This is a genomic window from Lysobacter sp. Root76 (genome assembly GCF_001428685.1).
Lineage (GTDB): Bacteria > Pseudomonadota > Gammaproteobacteria > Xanthomonadales > Xanthomonadaceae > Lysobacter.
In genome coordinates this window covers 524,771-546,253 of sequence record NZ_LMIK01000001.1, presented here as the reverse complement: position 1 = coordinate 546,253, position 21,483 = coordinate 524,771, and the positions used below count along the sequence as shown (strand labels likewise).

At 67.5% G+C, this 21,483-nt stretch carries 19 protein-coding genes; 11 read left to right on the top strand and 8 right to left on the bottom strand.

Annotated features, from left to right (window positions below):
- Positions 1-58: 58 nt before the first annotated feature.
- Both ASE10_RS02185 and ASE10_RS02180 read right to left on the bottom strand, forming a co-directional pair.
- Positions 59-694: an exopolysaccharide biosynthesis protein gene (locus ASE10_RS02185; RefSeq protein WP_055902627.1), complete on the bottom strand. Its 636-nt coding sequence runs from the start codon at positions 692-694 to the stop codon at positions 59-61.
- The gene (locus ASE10_RS02180; protein WP_055902624.1) at positions 678-2,015 is read right to left on the bottom strand and encodes a hemolysin family protein; all 1,338 of its coding nucleotides are present in this window, start codon (positions 2,013-2,015) and stop codon (positions 678-680) included. The genes ASE10_RS02185 and ASE10_RS02180 overlap by 17 nt, the downstream gene beginning before the upstream one ends.
- Positions 2,016-2,362: 347 nt before the next feature.
- On the opposite strand from ASE10_RS02180, the gene ASE10_RS02175 reads away from it, so the two are divergent.
- A complete protein-coding gene (locus tag ASE10_RS02175; protein WP_055902623.1) occupies positions 2,363-2,989 on the top strand; it encodes a DUF47 family protein in 627 nt (208 codons plus the stop codon).
- 10 nt (positions 2,990-2,999) lie between these two features.
- Positions 3,000-4,127, top strand: a complete 1,128-nt coding sequence (locus tag ASE10_RS02170) for an inorganic phosphate transporter (RefSeq protein ID WP_055902620.1) — start codon at positions 3,000-3,002, stop codon at positions 4,125-4,127.
- A gap of 141 nt (positions 4,128-4,268) precedes the next feature.
- Here the strand turns inward: ASE10_RS02170 and ASE10_RS02165 are convergent, their stop codons facing one another.
- Entirely contained in the window at positions 4,269-4,676 is a 408-nt protein-coding gene (locus ASE10_RS02165; protein WP_055902613.1) for a hypothetical protein, read from the bottom strand.
- A 53-nt stretch (positions 4,677-4,729) separates the two neighbouring features.
- On the opposite strand from ASE10_RS02165, the gene ASE10_RS02160 reads away from it, so the two are divergent.
- On the top strand, positions 4,730-5,065 hold the full coding sequence (locus ASE10_RS02160) for an MGMT family protein (protein WP_327037114.1): 336 nt from the start codon (positions 4,730-4,732) through the stop codon (positions 5,063-5,065).
- An 82-nt stretch (positions 5,066-5,147) separates the two neighbouring features.
- A complete protein-coding gene (locus ASE10_RS02155; protein ID WP_055902608.1) occupies positions 5,148-5,804 on the top strand; it encodes a rhomboid family intramembrane serine protease in 657 nt (218 codons plus the stop codon).
- Positions 5,805-5,881: 77 nt separating this feature from the next.
- On the opposite strand, the gene ASE10_RS02150 is transcribed toward ASE10_RS02155, so the two are convergent.
- Both ASE10_RS02150 and ASE10_RS02145 read right to left on the bottom strand, forming a co-directional pair.
- Entirely contained in the window at positions 5,882-7,903 is a 2,022-nt protein-coding gene (locus tag ASE10_RS02150) for a M13 family metallopeptidase (protein WP_056305225.1), read from the bottom strand.
- A gap of 353 nt (positions 7,904-8,256) precedes the next feature.
- On the bottom strand, positions 8,257-10,314 hold the full coding sequence (locus ASE10_RS02145; protein WP_082559705.1) for a M13-type metalloendopeptidase: 2,058 nt from the start codon (positions 10,312-10,314) through the stop codon (positions 8,257-8,259).
- 363 nt (positions 10,315-10,677) lie between these two features.
- Here ASE10_RS02145 and ASE10_RS02140 point away from each other — a divergent pair, with 363 nt between their 5' ends.
- The 3 genes from ASE10_RS02140 to ASE10_RS02130 all read left to right on the top strand — a co-directional run bounded on the left by ASE10_RS02140 (position 10,678) and on the right by ASE10_RS02130 (position 14,471).
- Positions 10,678-11,694: a hypothetical protein gene (locus tag ASE10_RS02140; protein ID WP_055902602.1), complete on the top strand. Its 1,017-nt coding sequence runs from the start codon at positions 10,678-10,680 to the stop codon at positions 11,692-11,694.
- Between the two features lie 303 nt (positions 11,695-11,997).
- Positions 11,998-12,984, top strand: a complete 987-nt coding sequence (locus ASE10_RS02135) for a hypothetical protein (protein WP_055902599.1) — start codon at positions 11,998-12,000, stop codon at positions 12,982-12,984.
- Positions 12,985-13,097: 113 nt separating this feature from the next.
- Entirely contained in the window at positions 13,098-14,471 is a 1,374-nt protein-coding gene (locus tag ASE10_RS02130) for an MBL fold metallo-hydrolase (RefSeq protein WP_055902597.1), read from the top strand.
- Positions 14,472-14,531: 60 nt separating this feature from the next.
- Here ASE10_RS02130 and ASE10_RS02125 read toward each other — a convergent pair whose 3' ends face one another.
- Entirely contained in the window at positions 14,532-15,725 is a 1,194-nt protein-coding gene (locus tag ASE10_RS02125) for a low temperature requirement protein A (protein WP_055902594.1), read from the bottom strand.
- Positions 15,726-15,740: 15 nt separating this feature from the next.
- Complete coding sequence (locus ASE10_RS02120; protein ID WP_056305227.1) at positions 15,741-16,097, bottom strand: DoxX family protein; 357 nt, start codon at positions 16,095-16,097, stop codon at positions 15,741-15,743.
- A gap of 729 nt (positions 16,098-16,826) precedes the next feature.
- Between ASE10_RS02120 and ASE10_RS02115 the strand changes: the two genes are divergently transcribed.
- The 4 genes from ASE10_RS02115 (at position 16,827) to ASE10_RS19900 (ending at position 20,242) form a co-directional block, all read left to right on the top strand.
- Complete coding sequence (locus ASE10_RS02115; protein ID WP_055902587.1) at positions 16,827-18,158, top strand: DEAD/DEAH box helicase; 1,332 nt, start codon at positions 16,827-16,829, stop codon at positions 18,156-18,158.
- A gap of 121 nt (positions 18,159-18,279) precedes the next feature.
- Entirely contained in the window at positions 18,280-18,651 is a 372-nt protein-coding gene (locus ASE10_RS02110) for a hypothetical protein (protein WP_055902584.1), read from the top strand.
- 57 nt (positions 18,652-18,708) lie between these two features.
- A complete protein-coding gene (locus ASE10_RS02105; RefSeq protein ID WP_055902581.1) occupies positions 18,709-19,023 on the top strand; it encodes a hypothetical protein in 315 nt (104 codons plus the stop codon).
- 112 nt (positions 19,024-19,135) lie between these two features.
- Positions 19,136-20,242 (top strand): hypothetical protein, encoded by a 1,107-nt coding sequence (locus ASE10_RS19900; RefSeq protein WP_156087621.1) that lies wholly within the window; start codon positions 19,136-19,138, stop codon positions 20,240-20,242.
- A gap of 301 nt (positions 20,243-20,543) precedes the next feature.
- Here ASE10_RS19900 and ASE10_RS02095 read toward each other — a convergent pair whose 3' ends face one another.
- Positions 20,544-21,401, bottom strand: coding sequence for a PA4780 family RIO1-like protein kinase (locus ASE10_RS02095; protein ID WP_055902576.1), 858 nt, complete (start codon positions 21,399-21,401; stop codon positions 20,544-20,546).
- Between the last annotated feature and the right edge of the window lie 82 nt (positions 21,402-21,483).

Here is a 21,483-nt window from a genome sequence, read left to right as displayed (position 1 = left end):
CTCCTACCCCAAATCTAAAGCGTCGATGCATGTTGAGCGCCCGCGCCATCGCGCGAGCTCACATGAGGCGATCGATCCAGCCGCCGATCATCGTCGCCAGACTGCCCGAGAGCACGCCGAACACCGCCACCGCGATCGCGCCGAGCGCCCAGGCCACCGCCATCAGGCGGCCGTCGCGCTCCAGCAATGCCAGCGCGAACAGCAACAGCAGCGCGCCGAACAGGAAATTGGTGAACGGGATCGGCAGCGACAGCAGCACGCCCAGCAGCACCAGCAGCAGGCCGGTGAACGCGCTCGCGGCCGGGTGGTCGAGCAGGCCGGTGGCGCGCGGGCGCACCACGCGTTCCAGCCGCGCCAGCCAGGGCGAGAGCAGGTTGCGGAAGCGGGCCATGGCGTGCCGGTGCGGGCCGCGCCGGGCCAGGAAGCCGGGCAGCCAGGGCTTGCGCAAGCCGATCAGCAATTGCAGACCGATCAGGACCACCAGCGGGCCGCTGACCGCACCGCCGACGCCGGGGATCGGAATGAAGGCCGCGATCGTCGACACGAACAGCAGCATGCCGAACGAGCGTTCGCTCAGGCCGGCCAGCACGTCGCCCAGGCGCAGCACTTCGTCCGGGTCGCCGGCGGCGAAGCCATCGAGCATGGCGCGGGTGCCGGCCTCCTGCGGTTTGTCGCGATCAGCCTGAGGCGTCATCGGCCATCGGTTCCTGGGCTTCCTCGCGCGGCGCGACGATGCGCTGCAGCAGCAGTTTGTCGATGCGCGGACCGTCCAGATCGACGACCTCGATGCGCCACACGCTCCAGTCGAAATGCTCGCCCACGTGCGGAATGCGGCCGAAGTGCGCGATCACCATGCCGGCGGCGGTGTGGAAGTCGTGCTGGTCCTCGTCCGGCAGACGGCCGCCGCCTACCAGCTCGCGCAGGTCTTCCAAGGCCAGCGAACCGTCGAGCAGGTACGAGCCGTCGGCGCGCTGGACCACCGGTGCGGCGTCGTCGGCGGTTTCGTTGGTCTGGATGCGGCCGATCACCGCGCCCATCAGGTCGTTAACCGTGACCAGGCCGGCGACGTCGCCGTATTCGTCGACCACCAGCGCCAGCGACTGCTGTTCCTCGCGGAAGATCTCCAGCAGCTTCAGGGCGTGGGTGGACTCGGACACGAACAGCGGCGGGCGCAGTTCCGGGAACAGATCCGGCGCGGTCTGGTCGAGGCGGTCGAGCAGCGATTTCACCTCGAGCACGCCGAGCACGTCGCTGTCGTTGTCGCGGTAGACGGGATAGCGCGAGTAGGCGTTCTCGCGCATGACCGCCAGGTTCTCGGCGAAGCTGGAGTTCGCATCCAGCCAGGCGATGCGGGTGCGCGGCGTCATCAGGCTTTCCGCGGTGCGGTCGCCGAGGCTGAGCACGCGGTTCATCATCTTGCGTTCGTCGGCGTCGATCACGCCCTGCTCGTGGCTTTCGGTCACCAGCAGACGGATCTCTTCTTCGCTGATCTCGCTGCGGGCGTCGTCCTTGATGCCCAGGATGCGCAGGACCAGGCGGTTGATCGCGCCCAGCGCCCTCACCACCGGCCGGGCGATGCGCGACAGGCCGTACAGCGGCAGCGCGACCGCGCTGGCGATGCGTTCGGGGTTGGTCAGGGCCAGGCGCTTGGGGATCAGCTCGCCGAAGATCACCTGGGCGGCGGTGATCAGCGCCATCGCCGTACTGATGCCGATCGGGCGGGCGTACTGGGAGAAATCGCCGGTCAGCAGATGACCGAGCCAGCCGGTGATGATCAGGCCGATCGACTCGCCGCCGAAGTAGCCGGTCGCCACGCTGATGCCGGTGATGCCGATCTGCACGGTCGACAGCAGGTTGTCCGGGTGCTCGGCCAGCGCCAGGGCCAGGCGGGCACCTCTGCTGGTCTCCGCCATCTGCTTCAAGCGCAGCTTGCGCGAGGTCATCAACGACATCTCCGACACAGCGAAGAAGGCGTTGAGCACGATCAGGGCAGCGACGATCAGCAGCTCCAGCATGTGGGCCGCTCCTTCGTCGGGTCAGTGGCGGGTGCGCCAGGGGCGTAGGCGGAATACCGCGGGCCGGTCGGGGGGGCCGCGGAAGCGCGGGCGGGCGATGTTGGGTCGTCGTCCATGGAATAGGGGTGAGCGGGGGATGCGCAGCGTCGATCTTAACAGGCGCGGCGACGGCGGCCGCGTGAGCGGCCGTTGAGGGTGGGAGGCGGGCGGTTCGGAACCGGGTCCGGGGCCGGTTTTGTGGGCGCGGCCGGTGGGAAAGACGGGCGCAGCTGCCATCAAACGGTCATAATCGCGCCCGCAGACCCATCCCGGGCCGGTCGCGGCCGGCATCTAGAGGCTTTCCACGCATGTTCTCCCTGCAAACGATCTTCGGCCAAGGCAACCAGTTCTACACGCTGCTCGAAGAAGCCGCGGTCGCGGCGCACGACAGCACCAAGGCGCTGCACGCCATGCTCAAGGAGGCCGATCGGCAGCCGGCGCTGGACGCGTTCAAGCTCGCCCGCCAGCGCGAGCGCGAGGCTTCGGACAAGATCAGCCAGGAGCTGGTCGACAGCTTCATCACCCCGATCGAGCGCGAGGACATCGAGGCGCTGGGGACGGCCCTGTACAAGATCCCCAAGCAGGTCGAGAAGTTCGCCGACCGCTATTCGCTGGCCACCCGCCACCTCGAGCACATCGACTTCGCGCCGCGCGCGGCGATGCTGGAGCAGGCCGCCGCCGTGGTCGTGAAGATGGTCCATCAGCTGCGCCAGCTCAAGCTGGAGCCGATGAAGGCGCTCAACGATCAGCTGCGCTCGCTCGAGAACGAGGCCGACCGACTGATGCTGGAGCTGTACCGCGACATCTATTCCGGCCAGCTCGACAACCTGCAGATGTTCCTGCTGAAGGAGTTCTTCGAGATCCTGGAAAAGGCGATCGACCGCTGCCGCGAGGCCGGCGTGGTCGCCTACCAGATCGTGCTGAAGAACTCCTGAGGCGCGCGCGATGCTGACGCTCGTCCTGGTCGTAGTGCTCGTGGCGCTGATCTTCGAGTACATCAACGGCTTCCACGACACCGCCAATTCGATCGCGACCGTGGTCGCGACCAAGGTACTGTCGCCGGCGCAGGCGGTGGGCCTGGCGGCCTCCATGAACCTGGTCGGCGCACTCTGGGGTACGGCGGTGGCCAAGACCGTCGCCTCGGGCATCATCGATGCCGGCATGGTCGACGTCAGCTCGCAGCTGATCCTGTGCGCGCTGCTCGGCGGCATCGTCTGGAACCTGATCACCTGGGCGCTGGGCCTGCCGTCTTCGTCTTCGCACGCGTTGATCGGCGGCCTGTGCGGCGCCGCGGTCGCAGCGGCCATGAACGACCCGCATGCGGTGGTCTGGTCGCAGCCCGCCGACCCCTGGTACAAGAGCGCCGGCGTGTTGTGGAAGGTGATCGTGCCGATGATCAGCTCGCCGGTGCTGGGCTTCACCGCCGGCTTCGCGCTGATGGGCGTGCTGTTCGGGATCATTTCCTTCATGGCCCGCAGCGGCGGCGTGCTGCGGCGCCTGGCGCGTCCGCGCTGGGTCAATGGTTTCTTCGGCAAGGCGCAGCTGGCCAGCGCGGCCTACATGGGTTTCGCGCACGGCTCCAACGACGCCCAGAAGACCATGGGCATCATCGCCCTGACCCTGGTCGCGGCACAGGCCGACGGCACCCTCAACGACCTGCCGGCATGGCTGGCGTTCCTGCATCCCTCGCCGAACGCGCTCGCCAACAACGACATCGACCTGTGGATCAAGCTGACCTGCGCCGTGATCATGGCCGCGGGCACCGCCGCCGGCGGCTGGCGCATCATCAAGACCCTGGGCCACAAGCTGGTCAAGCTGCACCCGATCCACGGCTTCGCCGCCGAGGCCAGCGCCGCGACGGTGATCACCCTGGCCTCGTCGCTGGGCATCCCGGTGTCGACCACCCACAACATCTCCGCTGCGATCATGGGCGTGGGAACGGCCAAGCGCTTCAACGCGATCAAGTGGACCGTGGTCGAGAAGATGATCTGGGCCTGGATCCTGACCATCCCGGCCGCGGGCGGCATCGCCTACGGCCTGTTCGAGGCGATGCGGGCACTGGGCTGGACCTGAGTCCGGCGCATCGTCGGACAGCGAAAAGCCCGCATCGCTGCGGGCTTTTCGCTTTGGGGTAGGAGCGCGCGAGTCGCGACTGCGAACCCCGTCAGGATCGCAGGCTGCGGTTACACCGCACCCTACGGTTTCCCGCGCGGCTTAGAGCAGATCCCCATCCGCCGACAGCATCCGCTCCATGCGATCGCCCAAGCCGCCGATCTCCAGCACCAGGCGGTCGATCTCGGACGCGGCCAGGCCTTCCAGCGGGCGGTTCTCGCACAGCTGCAGGTAAGGCACGCCGTCGAGGTCGCCGATGGCGAGGTAGCCGACGTGGCTCTGCCAGTTGAAGATCAGGGCGCGGCGCGCGTCCAGGCCGGTGGTCGGCGCGATCGCGGTGCTCACGCGCAGAAACGGACGCTGGTCGTCGTCCTCCAGCTCGGACAGGAAGATCGCCTGGTGGCGCGTGCCCTGTTCCAAGGACAGCTCGATGCACAGCACCCCTTCGTCGTGCAGGGTGAGGTGGAAGCCGGACTGGGTGAGGTGCTTGCGGATTTGTTCGAATTTCATGGTCTGCTCCCTGCGGGCTTCTTTGTACGTGCGACCTCGCTATGCTAACCCTCATGGACTCTGAGGTCGCCGCCCAACGCATCCTCGCCGCGATCCGCGCCATTCCCAAGGGTGAGGTCGCCGGCTATGGCGAAGTCGCGCGCCGTGCCGGCCTGCCCGGGCGGGCGCGTCTGGTCGCGCGCCTGCTCAGCCAGAACGAGGACCGCAAGCTGCCCTGGCACCGCGTGCTGCGCTCCGACGGCCGGATCGCGCTGCCGGAAGGCTCCAAGGGCTATCGCGAGCAATGCCAGCGCCTGCGCGCCGAGGGCCTGCGCGTGGAAGGCGGGCGGGTGATCGGCGTTCGCGCCGCCGCGACGCTGGATTCGCAAATCTGGGGGCCGCCGGACTGAGGTCCGGCCCGGCCGTGCGCGCTGCGTTCAAGACGATGCGCGCACGCAACGGCTACCATAGCCGCATCCCCCGGGAGTACCGATGTTCTCCAACCTGCCGCCCGTCACCAAGGCCCTGTTGATCGCCAACGGCCTGGTGTTTCTGTTGCAATTCGCCCTCGGCGACGCCGTTTTCGCCCCTTTCATGCTCTGGCCGCCAGGCGCGGAGAGCGACCCCTACGCCGGCTACGGCTTCATGCCCTGGCAGGTGCTGAGCTACGCCTTCCTGCATGGCAACGTCATGCACCTGTTGTTCAACATGCTGACCCTGCTGATGTTCGGCGCCCAGGTCGAGCACGTGTGGGGCCAGCGCCGTTATCTGACGTATTACTTGGTATGCGTGATCGGCGCGGCCTTGTGCCAGCTCGCGGTCGGTTACTGGACCATGACCCAGGGCGGCGGCGCGTATCCGACCCTGGGCGCGTCCGGCGGCATCTTCGGTCTGTTGCTGGCCTACGGGCTGATGTTCCCGAACCAGCGCGTGATGCTGTTGATCCCGCCGATCCCGATGAAGGCGCGCACGCTGGTGATCATCTACGGCGCGGTCGAACTGCTGCTGGGCGTGACCGGCACGCAGCCGGGCGTGGCCCATTTCGCCCACCTGGGCGGCATGCTGTTCGGCTGGCTGCTGATCCGCTACTGGCGCGGGCAGCCGCCGTTCGGGCGGCCGAAGCCGCCGCGGCCGCGGATCGTGCGCTAGTCCAGCGGCCGCGATACTCGCAAAAGAAAAACGGCGCGGAATCCGCGCCGTTTTTCGTTGCTTCGTCGCCGCGTCGATCAGGGGAAGATCGTGATCCGCTGTTCCGGCTTGGCCTGCATCGGCTGGCCGGCCTTGCAGGCGTACGCCTCGCCGAAGCTGGGCTGGCTGACCAGCGGGCCGTTGGTGCGCCACTGGCCCGGTGCGTGCACGCTGGTCGCGGCGCGCTGGGTGTAGGCCTCGGTGCTGGCCTGCTGCGCCCACAGTCCGGCCCAGGCACGGTAGAAGGACTGGTCGGCGTCCTTGGCCGGGGTCGGGACTTCGGCGCGGAAGGTCTTCCAGGCCAGCTCGATGCCGGCGATGTCGGCGATGTTCTCGTCGCGGGTCTGCTGGCCGTTGACCTTCACGCCCTTCAGGCCCGGGTATTCGTAGGCGCCGTACTGCGCGGCGACGCGATTGCCCAGCGCTTCCCAGGCCGCAGTTTCGGTCGGGGTCCACCAGTCGCGCACTTCCTGCTTGGCGTTGACCAGGCGGCCGCGGCTGTCGAAGCCGTGGCTGAGTTCGTGCCCGACCAGGGCGCCGAACGAGCCGTATTGCGCGGCCGCGTCCTTGCTCATGTCCAGCACCGGCGCCTGCAGCACGGCGGCGGTGACGATCAGGCGGTTCTGGGCGATGTCGTAGGCCAGGGCCGGGTCCTGCGGCAGCACGTCCCAGCGGCGATCGGCGTTGCCGCGGCCGATGCGCTTCATCTCTTCGCGGTGGCGCCAGGTCGAGGCGATCAACATGTTGCTGCCGAAGCTGCCGCGGCCCATCGGCTGCACCGAATAGTCCAGATCGCGGTGCGGGGTGCCGACTTCGATCTTGAGCTTGGCCAGCTTGGCGCGCGCCTCGGCCTTGGCCGAATCGCTGAAGCGGGTATCGGCGTCGATCGCCTTGCCCAGGGTCGCCAGCACTTGCGAGGCGATTTCCTCGGCGCGCTTGTCGGTGCCGGCGGGCAGGTACTTGGCGGCGTATTCGCGGCCGATCATCGGGCCGGCGGCGAGGTTCATGGCGTCGAGCACGGCCTGCTGGCGCGGCAGCGGCGCGGTCATGCCGCGCAGGATGCGGCCGTGGAAATCGTATTGGGCGTCGCGGTAGGGCTTGGCCAGGTAGGGCGCCATCGAATCGCCGACGCGCCAGCGCAGGTAAACCTTCCACTGCTCGGGCTTGAGCGTGCCGACCAGGTTGTCGAGTTCGGCGAACAGCTTGGCGTTGCCGATCGAGACGCTGTCGTCGCTGACGCCCTGGGCCTTTAGGAAGTCGCCCAGCTGCAGGCGCTTGTACTGCTTGGCCAGTGCCGAAACCTGCACCGGGGCGTAGTGGTTGCGCAGCTGGCGCAGCTCCGGCAGCGACTGCGAGGCGCGCGCGATCCGGGTTTCCAGATCGATCACCAGCTGCGACTCGGCCGCCAACTGAGCCTGCGGCGTGCCGGTCAGGGCCAGGATCTTCTGCACGTAGTTGTTGTAGTAACCCAGCAGCTGACGGGTCTCGGCGTCGTTGCGGGTGTAGTAGGCCGGGTCGGGCAGGCCCAGGCCGCCCTGGCCGAAGTAGCCGATGTGGCGGTTGAGGTCCTGCAGGTCGACGTCGGCGGCGAAGTTGAAGACCACTGGGATGCCGACCTGGTGCAGCGCGGCGATCGAGGCCGGGATGTCCTTGGCCTTCTTGATCGCGGCGATGCGCGACAGCAGCGGGGCGATCGGCTGGGCGCCGTCGCGCTCGACCGCGGCCTCGTCCAGGCCGCTGGCCCAGAAATCGCCGAGCAGCTTCTGCACGTTGCCCTGCGGTGCGGTCATGGCGCCGTTGAGCAGGTCCAGGGTCTGTTGGCGGGTGCGCGCGTCAAGTTGTTCCAAGGCCGAGACCGAGGCGACCCCGGACGGCAGGGCATTGCCGCGCAGCCAGTCGGCGTTGGCGTTGGCGTAGAAATCGGTGCAGGCGGTGGCGACGGCGGCGGCCTTGGGCTTGGCGGGCGCCCGCTTCTTCTTGGCGGCATCGGCGGTGGGCAGGGCCAGGCCGGCGATCAGGCTGAGGGCGAGGGCGCAGGTAAGCGGGCGTAGGGTCGTCATCGCGGATTCCGTCCTGGTGATCGGGGCAGTTTAACAAGCGCCCGTCGCTTGCCTATGAACGGGTTTGGCGGTTGCGGAAAGTGGCCGGGGAGGGCCGCGCTGCATCGGAGGGCCGACGGCGACACGAGGCTGGGCGGTCCATCGTCGAGGGGCCTGCGGCTTGCGTCGGCGGTCGAAGGTCGCGGTCGCGGCTTACGCCGCTCCTACCCCAAGGCGGGGCGGTCCGGTGGCCGGAAAAGCGAAGGCCCGGGAAACCCGGGCCTTCGCGCCTGCCGACGAGGGCGGGGATTAAGTGCGCCGCGTAGTTCGCGCGTTCCGCTCACGGTGGCGGAACGCGCGCGCGGCGCGGTGACTCACCAGATCACGACCTGCTTGTCGCCTTCGCGCACCATCGGCTGGCCCGGCTTGCACGAGAACGCAGCGGCGAAGGCCGGCAGGTTCGACGGCGCGCCGATCGCGCGGAAGTTGGCCGGCGCGTGCGGATCGGTGGCCAAGCGCACCTTCAGCTCTTCGGGCTTGAAGTTGCGGCGCCACACGGTGCCCCAGTTGAGGAAGAAGCGCTGGTCGCGGGTCAGGCCGTCGGTCTTCGGATCGGGCTGGCCGGCGGTGGCCTTGACCATCGCGTCGTAGGCCGTGGCCAGGCCGCCCAGGTCGGCGATGTTCTCGCCCAGGGTCAGCTTGCCGTTGACCTTGGCGCCCGGAGCCGCCTCGTAGCCGTTGAACTGGGCGATCAGCTTGTCGGTGCGGCCGCCGAAGCCCTTGGCGTCGGCCGGCTGCCACCAGTTCTCGAAGTTGCCGGTCGCGCCGAAGCGGCTGCCCTGGTCGTCGTAGCCGTGGGTCATCTCATGGCCGATCACCGCACCGATGCCGCCGTAGTTGGTGGCGTCGTCGGCGTTGGGATCGAAGAACGGCGGCTGCAGGATCGCGGCCGGGAACACGATCTCGTTCTGCAGCGGGTTGTAGTAGGCGTTGACCATCTGCGGCGGCATGCCCCACTCGGTGCGGTCGACCGGCTTGCCGATCTTGCCCAGGTTCCACTTGTAGTTGAACTCGGTGGCGGCCATCAGGTTGCCGTAGTAGCTGTCGCGGTTGGTCTGCAGGCCGGCCCAGTCGCGCCACTTGTCGGGGTAGCCGATCTTGGGCGTGAAGGCAGCCCACTTCTCCATCGCCTTCTTCTTGGTCTCCGGGCTCATCCAGTCCAGCTTCTCGATGCGCGCCTTGAGGGCCTCGCTGAGGTTCTTGACCAGGGCTTCCATGCGCGTCTTCGATTCGGGCGAGAACGCGACCTTGACGTACATCTGGCCCAGGGCTTCGCCGGCCTGCTCCTCGATGGTGTCGAGCACGCGCTTGCTGCGCTCCTTGAGCTCGGTCTGGCCGCGCAGGGTCTTGCGGTAGAAGTCGAAGTTTTCCTTGACGAAGTCGTCCGACAGATAGGGCGAGGCGCTATCGACGGTGTGGAAGCGCAGGTAGCTCTGCCACTGCGCGGCCGGCACGTCGGCCAGCATCTTGCTGACTTCCTTGTGGAAGTCCGGCATCGCCAGCGAGAACATTTTCGGCACCGCCACGCCCTGCGACTCGATGAACTTGGTCCAGGGGAAGTTCGGCGCCAGCTTGTCGGCGTCGGCGGGGCTGACCGGGTTGTAGTACAGCTCGGCATCGCGCGAAAGCTGCTCGCTGGTCTTGGAGACCTTGGCCAGGCGGGTTTCGAACGCGACCACGTCCTTGGCCTGCTTGGCGGCGTCGGCGGCGGCCACGCCGCTGAGCTGGAGGACGTTGGCGACGTGCTTCTCGTACGCGGCCAGCTTGTCCTTCTTCTCCGCCGAGGTGTAGTAGGTCGGGTCCGGCAGGCCCAGGCCGCCCTGCGAGGCGTAGGCGATGTTGTTCTTGGAATCCTTGAAGTCGGCCTCGGCGCCGAAGCCGAACAGCACGTTCTGGCCCTTGGCGGCGCTGGTGCGCAGGTAGTCGGCGATCTGGTCCTTGTTCTCGAGCTTGGCGATCGCGTCGAGGTCGGCCTTGATCGGGTTGATGCCCTGGGCGTTGATCTTGGTCGCGTCCATGCCGCTGGCATAGAAATCGCCGACGATCTTGTCCACGCCGGTGGCGTCGGGCAGTTCGGCGGCCTTCTCGGCGAGCTGCTTCTGCACCGCGGTGGAGCGCTCGTCGAGCATTTCGAACGCGCCCCAGGAGGTGCGGTCGCCCGGGATGTTGTTCGCGGCCAGCCACTTGCCGTTGACGTAGCCGCCGAAGTCGGTGCAGGCGTCCTTGCTGGTGTCGAGGTCGCTGACCTGGAAGCGGTTCACGCCCGGCAGCTTGCTGTCGTCGATCTTCAGCGCGGTGGCGTCGGCGGAGGCGGCAGGCTTGGCGGCGTCCGCGGCCGGGGCGGCGTCGTCTTTCTTGGTGCAGGCGACCATCGCCGTGGTGATGGCGAGGGTCAGCAGCAGGATTTGGGGTTTCTTCAGGGTCACAGCGGGCTCCGGCCTAGCGGCGTTTGGGAGTAGGGCATCGTTGCCGCCCCGTGCGGGGCGTGGCAGGACAATAGACCCCTTCGGCCCGGCGAGGGGGTGTCGAAGGTCATGGCGGGGTGTGCGGACGCCGGTACGTTGCGCGCGAGGCGGCCGGGTCGGGGCTGCGGCGGGAGCCGGCGCGCGGACCGGCAAACCCGGCACAGCCCTGGCCTGGACGCAGGGCATACTCTGCGGCGGACGCCGACCAACCACGCGGCGCCGGGACGGGGCAGGATGCCCGCGCCGCGCGTCGCGCCACAGGGAGATCAAGTGAATAAGACGATACTCGCGGCCGCCGCGCTCGCCGTGGCCGCACCCTTGCTGCTCGTTCCGACCCTCGTACGCGGCGCCGACGCAGCGAGCCATTCGCCGCGCGGCCAGCTGGTCTACCAGATCGTGCGCAAGTGGGGCTCGCACGTGCAGGAGGCCTACCGCGCCGACATCGGCGACTGGGCCCGGCAGATGGGCCCGATTTTCGCCAAATCGCCGATGGACGCCCTGCAGCGCGCGGCCGACGCGCGCGATTTCGACGCCATGAACGATGCGTTGCTGGGCCGGGCCGGCGCGCGCGCGACGGCGGCGGGCCAGATCACGCCGAGCGCGATCGGCAATCTGACCGCCGATCTCACCTTCGTGCCGATCGCGCCCTGCCGCATCCTCGACACGCGCCTGGCCGGCGGTGTCATCCCGGCCAACGGCACGCGCGATTTCGACGTGGCGGCGGTGACCGACTACAGCTTCCAGGGCGGCAGCGCGGGCAACTGCAACGGCGTCGGGACCGCCGGAGCGATCGGTGCGGCGATGATCAATTTCACCGTGATCACGCCCAGCATGGCCGGCTACATCACCGCCTTTCCGTACCAGGGCGCGCGTCCGCTGGCGGCGAGCGCGAACTACGCCGGCGGCGACATCGTCAACAACCTGGCCGTGGTCGCGCTGGATACAAGCGCCGCGGCCAGCGACATGAGCGTGTATTCGTACGCGCAGACGCATCTGGTGGGCGACATCGTGGGTTATTTCATCGCGCCGACTCCGACCGCATTGCAATGCACGACGGTGTCGAACGTGAGCACCATGAACGGAAGCGCTTCGTTCACCGGTACTTCGCCGAGCTGCCCGGCCGGCTACACCAAGACGGGCGGTTATTGCCAGGCAGCGGGCACGGCTGGCCGCGTGGTCGCGTCCTATCCCAACGGCACGCTGCACCAATGCGTCTTCGCCAACGAAAGCCCGACCGCCATGCAGGTGACCGTCTACGCCGAGTGCTGTCGTCTGCCCGGACGCTGACCGGTAGCGGCGCGCTTTTGCGTAACCCTCATAAAAAGGCCCGCTTCGTGCGGGCCTTTCGCATTGCTGAGGCGCAGTCGCGGCACCGGTTGGGTGTTTTCCCTCAGGCCGCGGCGGCTGCAAGCGTTTGCATGCGCGGTCCCCTTGGAAACGCGGAGAAGGATGGAGGCCGTTATGCGTATTCCGTCACTGCGATTTTGAGGTGTGTGTCCTGTTTTCGTTTTGGTTCTCGTCCCTTTGGAGTGTCGGCGATCGGGTCCAAGGGGGACCCGACCCGCGAATCGAGCCAAGAGGGGATACACCATGAACAAGTTGATTCTGGCCGCCGGTCTATTCGCGCTTGCGCCTTTGCTGTCGCAGCCTGCGGATGCCGCCGGTCGTGGCGCCCGCGGCGAACTCGTCTATCAGGTCGTCAAGAAGTGGGGGCCGTACGTGCAGGAAGCCTATCGCGCCGACATCGGCACTTGGGCCCAGCAGATGGGCCCGACCTTCGCCAAGGCGCCGCTGAGCGCGCTGCAGAGCGCAGCGGACGCGTCGAACTTCGACGCCATGACCGACGCGCTGCTGGGCGCTCCGGCGGCGAGCAAGGCCGGCGCCGACATCTCGCCGAACAGCCTGGGCGACGCCGCCACCGATCTGGTGTTCGTGCCGATCTCGCCCTGCCGTTTGTTCGACACCCGCCTGGCCGGCGGTGCGATCGCGGCCAACACGGTGCGCAGCTTCGACGTGACGGCGGTGTCCGACTACAGCTTCCAGGGCGGCGCCGCCAGCAACTGCAACGGCGTCGGCGCAGCCGGCTCGTTCGCCGCGGCGGTCATCAACTTCACCACCGTCACGCCCGCGGCCGCCGGCTACATCACCGCTTTCCCGTTCGGCACCACCCAGCCGCTCGCGGCGACGGTGAACTACGCTGGTGGCGACATCCGCGGAAATCTCGCCACCGTCGCGCTCGATCAGGGCGCGTCGGCCAACGAACTGTCGGTGTATACGTTCGCCCAGACGCATCTGGTCGGCGACATCGTCGGCTACTTCATCAACCCGGCTGCCACCGCCCTGAACTGCGTGGATACCGCCGATACCACGGTCAACGTCGCCGCCGGCGCCACCGCCAATGCCGTGGCACCGGCCTGCGCCGCCGGCTACACCCAGACCGCGACCAACTGCGAGTCCTCGACCTGGCAGATGCCGTTCGTCTTCTTCTCCGGCGGCACCTGCTCGGCGCAGAACAACTCCGCCGGCACGGCCAGCCTGCGCGCCTCGCGCACCTGCTGCCGCGTGCCTGGCCGCTGATCGTGACGCAGTTCGTATGCCGTATCCGGGAGGCCCGCGCGAGCGGGCCTTCCTCTTGTGGGCCGCCGAGTCTTCGGCCAAGGTGACCACAGTCCCCGATATGCGGTGCTGAGATGCGAGTTCATTTCCACGGCGCCGCCGGCGAAGTCACCGGCTCCCTGCACGAAGTCGAGGCCGCCGGCCGGCGCGTGCTGCTGGACTGCGGCATGATCCAGGGCAGCCCCGAGGGCGAGCGCCGCAACGCCGATCCGTTCCCGTTCGATGCGGCCGCGCTCGACGCGCTGGTGATCAGTCATGCCCACATCGATCATATCGGCCGGGTCCCGCTGCTGGTGCGTCGCGGTTTCCGTGGCGCGATCCACGCCCAGACCGCGACCGCCGAACTGATGCGGATCATGCTGCTGGACTCGGCCCATATTGCCGAAAGCGAGGCCGAGCGCAGCAATCGCCGGCGTGGCCGCGACGAACCCGAAGCGCTGCCGCTGTACACCCAGACCGATGTCGAAGCCGCGATGGCGCTGGTGCGGCCGCTGCCTTACGACCAACGCAGCGAGATCCTGCCCGGCGTCGAGATCGCGTTCCGCGATGCCGGTCATATCCTCGGCTCGGCCGCGGTCGAAGTCTGGGCCGACGGCCGCAAGCTGGTGTTCTCCGGCGACCTCGGCCCCAAGGGCACGCCGATCCTGCGCGATCCCGCCGGCATCGACAGCGCCGACCTGGTGCTGATGGAATCGACCTACGGCGATCGCCTGCACCGCGACCGCGCCGAGACCATTCGCGAACTCGGCCGCATCCTCGATCAGGCCTGGAACGACGGCGGCAACGTGCTGATCCCCGCGTTCGCGGTCGGGCGCAGCCAGGAGCTGCTGTACTGGTTCGCCAAGCACTGGGACGAATGGCAGATGGCGCGCTGGAAGATCTTTCTCGACAGCCCGATGGCGGCCAAAGTCGTCGCCGTCTACGACCGGCATGCCGGTCTGTTCGACGAGGACGCGCAGCAGGTCTGGCGCGACAAACCCAATCCGTTCCGGTTGCCGAACCTGCAGCTGACCGAGTCCAGCGAGGATTCGATCGCGATCAACCGCATCGAGCGCGGCGCGATCGTGATCGCCGGCTCCGGCATGGCCAACGCCGGCCGCATCCTGCACCACTTCCGCCATCGCCTCGACAACCCGAAGACGCGGGTGGTGTTCGTGGGCTATCAGGCCGAAGGCACGCTGGGGCGTCGCATGGTCGACGGCGCGCAGTGGGCGCGTATCCATGGCCGCGACGTGCGCGTCAACGCGCAGCGCCATACCGTCGGCGGCTTGTCCGCGCATACCGATCAACGCGGGCTGATGGATTGGTACGGTGCGATCGCCGGGCATCCGCCGCTGGCCCTGGTGCACAGCGAAGACAAGGCACGCGAGGCGCTGGCCGGGGAGATCGGCGAGCGTTATGGCATCAAAGCGGCGCTGGCGCGGCCGGGCATGACCCTGGAGGTGTGAGCGCTTCTACGCCGTGGTGTCGCGCGGTCTCGGGCTCCTGTCGGCGACGCTGTCGTTCGTTCAATGCGCCGCCTGCGCCTCGCGCGACAGCGCCAGGCGCTCCCACGTCGCCACCAGTACCAGGATCGCGGTGGTGGCGCCGCCCAGCGCCAGCGCCGACAGATGCAGAGAGCGCGCCGTCAACGACAAAGCCAGCAGCAGGATCAAACCCGCCAGATGCGACAAAGGCGGAGTCCGGCGGTCGTTCGTCGTCCACTTGAACAGCGCGTTGCCGAGCAGGTACAGCGCCGGCCCGCCCAGGATCGCGGCGATGCCGGCGTTGTCGGCATGGCCCGGATGCACCAGCACGATTTCGTCGGCGACCGCGCAGACGATGACGCCGGCCACGATCAGCAGATGCAGGTAGGTATAGCCCATGCGCGCCTGCCGGCCAGGATCGGCGGCATGGACGATGCGCCGGCTCGCGCGCTCGGCGCCGCTGTCGAAATAGATCCACCACATCGCCACGCTGCCGACGAAGGCGAACACGAACGCAGAAGTATGGCTGGCGTCCAACGGTAGCCCGGCAAAGGTCGCGCCGGTGACCAGGATCGACTCGCCCAGGGCGATGATCACGAACAGCGCGCAGCGTTCGGCCAGGTGGCCGCCATCAACGTTCCAATCGCCGATGGTCGAGCGGCCCAGGCCCGGCACCCAGAAGTACGCGATCGGCCCGACGAACTCGATCGACAAAGCGCCCGCCCACCAGGCGACGCGCGCCTCGCCTTCGGCCAGGCCGCCGGCGATCCAGAGCAGGCCCGAGACCAGCAGCCACACCGCGATGCGCAGGAAGCTTCGGAACCATGCGGCGTGCACGCCGTGCAGTGCGTACAGCATGAACAGCGTGCGCCCGACCTGCATCGCCGCGTAGGCCGCGGCGAACAGCAGTCCGCGCTCGCCGAACGCCTGCGGCAGCGAACTCGACAGCAACAGCCCTCCCAGCATCAGCGCGAACAGCAGCAGCCGCACCGGCGCGGTTTCCGGGTCCAGCCAGTTGGTGCACCAGGAGGTGTAGATCCAGACCCACCACACGGCCACGAACAGCAGCACCGTCCGCAGCGCGTCGGCCAGTGTCAGGTGTTCGAGCAGGGTGTGCGAAATCTGGGTGACGGCGAATACGAACACCAGGTCGAAGAACAGCTCGACCATAGTCACCCGGCCGTGCTCGTGCGCGTTGCGGGTGCGCAGCAGGCTGCGTGCGGAGGCGTCGCTCATGGTGCGCGGCCCCGCTCAGCGTCGCGGCGGATGGCCGGCGTGGGCCATCAGCAAGAACAGGCCGCCGATCAGGCCGACGTTCTTCATGAAGTGCAGCAACTGGGCGCCGCGTTCGGCGCCGGCCAGGCTCCAGAACGGGTGCGACATCAGCGCGTCCACGGCCATCAGCAGCGCGGCCAGGCCGGCGGTCCAGCGCAGTTTCCAGCCGCTGGCGATCAGCAGGCCCAGGACCAGTTCGACCGCGCTGAAGACCAGGGTCGCGACCGGCGTTGCCGCACCTCCCCAGGCGGTGAGCAGGCGGTACAGGCCCATGACGCTGAAGACGCTGGCGATCAGCGTGCGTGCGGTCGTGGCTAGGCTGCGGTTGTCCATGGCCTGCTCCCCAGGCTGCGGTGGTGCTGCGCCGCGCGCCCGACGGACGCGCGCCTCCGCCCCTTTCTACCAGTCTGCGCGCGATCATGCATGGCTGTGGGCGACGGCATGCAGGTCGAGTGAGCAAGGGGGCGGCGATGGCTGCGGCGAGCGGGCGCGGTCGTGGAGCGCGAATCCAGGGAGCCTTCCGGCACCGGCTGGCGAAGATCGGCGAAGGCCGGTCGAATCGGCGCGAGCGGTGGCCGCATCCTGAGACTTCGCACCTCTGGTACGTCCGTTGACATTTAACGCAGATTTAACTTTCCGTCCTGGCCAGGGCGGCCTCCACCGGCTTACCGGGCGGGCTGATCGGTACCGCGAGGCCACGGTACCCAGGGCGCCAGGCACCACCCACCGGGCCGGCCGGCGAACCGCCCGTTCCTGCCCAGCGCCCGTTTTCCTAATCCCGACAAGAATTTAGCGCTGGCGGAAGCGCCGGCTTTCGCGTACAGTTCCGCCTGTTCAGCGCACGGCTGCCTCCCCGCAAGGGGTACGTTTCCCAGGTTGCCCGCCGTATCGCAAGAGTCCAGGACTCGCCGATCGGCTTTTATCCCGCACGTCTTTCGTAGCGCCGACACGGTCCGGAGCATCCGGCACCGTCATTTCGATTACTCGCAGCGCGGTTCTAGGGAACGCTCCGAGTGACTCCGCGACTTCGGTCCGCGGATCCTTAGCACTTGGAGTTCCACCATGACGTTTGAATCCCTCGGGCTTGCGCCCGCGTTGCTGCGCGCGCTCGTCGAGCAGAACTACAACACCCCGACCCCGATCCAGTCCGAAGCGATTCCGCTGGCGATGGCCGGGCACGACCTGCTGGGCGGCGCCCAGACCGGTACCGGCAAGACCGCCGCGTTCGGCCTGCCGCTGCTGAACCGCCTGTCCAAGCTCACCGGCGCCAACGGCCCGCGCAAGCCGCGCGCGCTGGTGCTGGTGCCGACCCGCGAGCTCGCGGTGCAGGTCAACGACAGCCTGCGCAGCTACGCCAAGCATCTGCGCCTGAGCATCTGTTCGATCTACGGCGGCGCCGGCATGGGCCCGCAGGTCGACATGCTGCGTCGCGGTGTCGACGTGCTCGTCGCCACCCCCGGCCGCCTGATCGATCACATGGAGCGCGGCACCGCCAAGCTCGACGCGATCGAAGTGCTGGTCCTGGACGAAGCCGACCGCATGCTCGACATGGGCTTCCTGCCCGCGATCAAGCGCATCCTCGGCCGCGTCCCGCCGCAGCGCCAGACCATGCTGTTCTCGGCCACCTTCGAAACCGAGATCAAGAAGCTGGCCCTGGAGTTCATGCGCGAGCCGCAGCAGGTCCAGGTCGCCGCCAATAACACCATCGCCGACACCATCGCCCACAAGGCGCATCCGGTCGACGGCGGCCGCAAGCGCGATCTGCTGGTCCGCATCCTCGCCGAGCGCAGCACCGACCAGGTGCTGGTGTTCGGCCGCACCAAGCACGGCTGCAACCGGCTGGCCGAACAGCTGGAAGACGCCGGCTTCAAGGCCGTCGCCATCCACGGCAACAAGAGCCAGGCCCAGCGCCAGAAAGCCCTGCGCGATTTCAAGGCCAACAAGGCCCGCGTGCTGGTCGCCACCGACGTCGCCGCGCGCGGCCTCGACATCCCCAGCCTGCCGCTGGTGATCAACTTCGACCTGCCGATGGTCGCCGAAGACTACGTCCACCGCATCGGCCGCACCGGCCGCAACGGCGCGACCGGCGAAGCCCTGTCGCTGGTCTCGCCGGACGAAGGCGGCCTGCTGCGCCAGATCCAGCGCATCCTCAAGGACGACATCCAGATGGTCACGGTCGAGGGCTTCGAGCCGAGCCGCCCGATCCGCATGGGTTCCGATGCACCGGGCGCCCGTCGCCCCGGCGGTCAGCGTCCGGGCGGCAACAACGGCCCGCGCAAGCCCTCGCATCGTCCGCACGGCAAGCCGGCCCCGCGCCACGCCCACGCCGGTCCGCAGCACCGCAGCGGCGGCCGCTCGGGTTCGGGCAACGGCCAGCGTCGCGAAGGCGTGTAAGCGTTTCGCAGCGTCGATGAAAAAGGCCGGCATCGCCGGCCTTTTTCTTTGCCGGCGCGCAGGCGGGCAACCTGCCGCGCGCGCTAGGATGGGGTACCTACGGAACGCAAGGAACGCACCGATGAAGCCACTGCTCGCCCTGTTCGCCGCCCTGGTGCTGGCCTTCGCGCCCACGCGGTCCGCGCACGCCACCTCGACCCTGCAGTTCGACGGCGAGGGGTATTCGGTGGACCTGGAAATCGGCGACGACGAACGTCCCGTGATCTCGACCGTCCGCATCGGCCAGCCCGGCGACAAGGACTACCGGCCGGTGCCCAGGCAGCAGGTGCGCGTCAAGGAATTCGATACCCAGCGCAAGCGGCTCGAACTGCATTACACCGCGACCGACCAAGCCCCCGGCATTCCCTCGTTCACGCTGGTCATGACCGCGACCGAGGCGACGTTGACTCTGGAAGGCCGGCGCATCGTGTCGAAGGCGAGCTGGGAGATGTAACCGCAGCGACCCGCTGCGCCGATCTGCGAATTCTGGGCAAGCATCGAAGAGGATCGAATGGACTACCTGTTCCCCATCCTGTTTCTAGGCATCATCGGCTACTTCATCCTGCGCTACGCGCGCAGCGGCAGTCTGGTCGGCGCGCTGTTGGGCGGCACCATCAAGCGCGAGGTGGGCAAGGTCGAACTGACCGGCCGTGTGATGACCTCGCAGACGCTCAACGTGATCCGCATGGAGGAAGCGGAAGGCGAAGATTTCGTTGCGCTGTCCGTGGTGTCCAAGGCGCCGTTGGCGATCAGCATGGTGCCCTACCGGCTGAGCAGGGCTCAGGCGCAAGAACTGGCGAAGTTGTTGCAGCAGGCGGCGGTGTAGGGGTATGGGCGTGATCGCAGGTTTGTTCCTACCCCGCGATTTACGCTGGAAATGTTCGGCAAGATATGGCGCGCCGTGAAACTCATCATCCAAGGAAAAGGACGCATTTCGAATGAAAAGATTGGCTCTTCTGGCGGCATCTATCGCTCTGCTTAGTTATCAAGTCTCCGCTGGAACCTCTGGCGGACAAACGGCCTTAGTCAATCTTGTGGCCCAGGGCGGCGCTGCGGTATCGGTCAATCAGCGAGGGGCTGTTGGTGCACCGGCCTCAGGCGTTTACAGCTACCAAGCACAGTCGCGACACAAAGATGGCAAGGGAAAGCTGCAGAATGAGGGCGCCGAGTTCAGCTACTCCATTGAAGACATCGGTAGTGGACGCGCTCTGGTCAAATTCATTGGTGACGCCAGCGCTGCCGACCCCGGCGGCTTCGGCGGCGTGATGAATGGAACGGTTGAGACCTCCGGCATCGCCACATTCAGCAATGGGGCGTGGGTGCTGAGAGGCAAGAGTGAAGACGGTGAGTGCGAAAGCCGCTTTGTCGTCGAAGGCGCGGCGATCAAGCATCTCGGCGGCCGCTGTAAAGACGCCGGGAACTTGGGAGAGATGGCTTGGCCGCGCGCGAATACCGTACTGCGCTTTACCCGCCCGTTGCGCGATAGCGAACGTGCGGAATTGAAAGGCAGCACTGGCGTAACGCAAAGCGCGATGGCCGGCTCCACGCCAGCCAGGGGCAATGGCGCTGCGTTTTCCGGCCTGATCGGCAAGCGCTTCCCTGCAATGCAACTCCCCTATCAAGCCTTTGGATTCGATGCATACGACGCCGAGCTCGAACCCATTTCCATGAACGAAATGCCGGAAGGCAAGGTCATGGTCTATCCGGTTCGCAAGGGTGGTGGGCGCTATGTGGTCGTGGCCGCTACGGCGGACGACCAAACGCAACGTGTGGTCGACGTACGTCAAGCTGCGCCCAATGCCGGAAAACTGCGCTTTGTCGCGTCGAGTCCCGAGCAGGGAGACGTGATTGTCGGCTGCGCAATCAACGGTAAGCAGGTCGCTCAAGCGTTCGGTTTCGCCCAGGCCGGAAAGAATCGCACTTACACCGGACAAGTCACCGCCTCTGGTGAATCATCCTGGCTGGTGCAGCCCGGCGGCACCAATGTCATTGCCCTTAAGCCAGGCGACAAATTGGTCTGCACGGAAGAGATCTTCGGCGGTTAGTCGCCCGTGTTTTGGCGACGCCACGCCACTGATGCCGCCCACGCAGCGAACGATGACACCCAAGCGGTGCCTGTGTAGAGGCCTTCTTCCGCGAGAACCCAAGCAGCGCCCCGGAAACCGGGGCGCCAGCAATAGCCTGCGTAGGCCACGATCATGTTCTCGCTTCGGACTGCGCCATAGCTCCAGCCGGTGGCGAAACCGGTCGAGACAGGTCGATCACCGAGCGATGTCGTCGAGCGAGCGCTTTGTGATGGCCCATCGCGCTTGAGCGATTCGCCGCGCGATCGCGCGGCGTCGTGTCTCACTCTTCCGCAGCCGCCGCTTCGCGCCCTTGCTGGCGGATCAGGGCTTCATCGCGGGCATCGTTGATCGCATCGCGCACGCTGTTCAGATCGACCGTCGACTCGTCGTGGACGAAGGTCCCGGTGAGTTCGCTGTCGGCATGCAGCTCGCCGGCTTCGAACAGCGCCCACATTTCTTCGGCGTACCAGGTGTCGAGCAGTTCCGGCGCCCAGGCGCCGAGGCTGGCGGTGAGGTTGTTGACGTCGCGTAGCAGCATCGTGCGCGCGGCGTTGTTGCCGGCTGCGCTGACGACCTGGGGGAAGTCGATGATGACCGGGCCGTCGGGCGCGACCAGCACGTTGTACTCGGACAGGTCGCCGTGGATCAGGCCCACGCTCAGCATCTTCACCACCTGGCGGACCAGGAAGCGGTGGAAGCCGCGCGCCTGATCCGGCGCCAGCTCGACCTCGCCCAGGCGCGGCGCGGAGTGGCCGTCGGCGTCGGTCACCAGTTCCATCACCAGCACGCCGTGGAAATAGCCGTAGGGCTCGGGCACGCGCACGCCGGCCTCGCGCAACTGGTACAGCGCATCGACCTCGGTGTTCTTCCAGGCGGTTTCCTGCTGCTTGCGCCCGTACTTGCTGGCTTTTCCGATCGCGCGCGCCTCGCGGCTGCCGCGCACCTTGCGGCCTTCCTGGTACTGCACGCGCTGCTGGAAGCTGCGCTGGGCCATGTCCTTGTAGACCTTGGCGCAGCGCACGTCGTTGCCGGAGCGCACCACGTACACCGACGCCTCTTTGCCGCTTTTCAGCGGACGCATCACTTCATCGATCACGCCGTCGTCGATCAGCGCCTGCAAGCCGGAGGGAGTCTTCATCTAATCCTATGAACGAAATCGGTCCGGCGGAGAAGGGTTTTCCGCCGGGCGCCGGCGTATCTTTACACTTAACGCCTTTCCC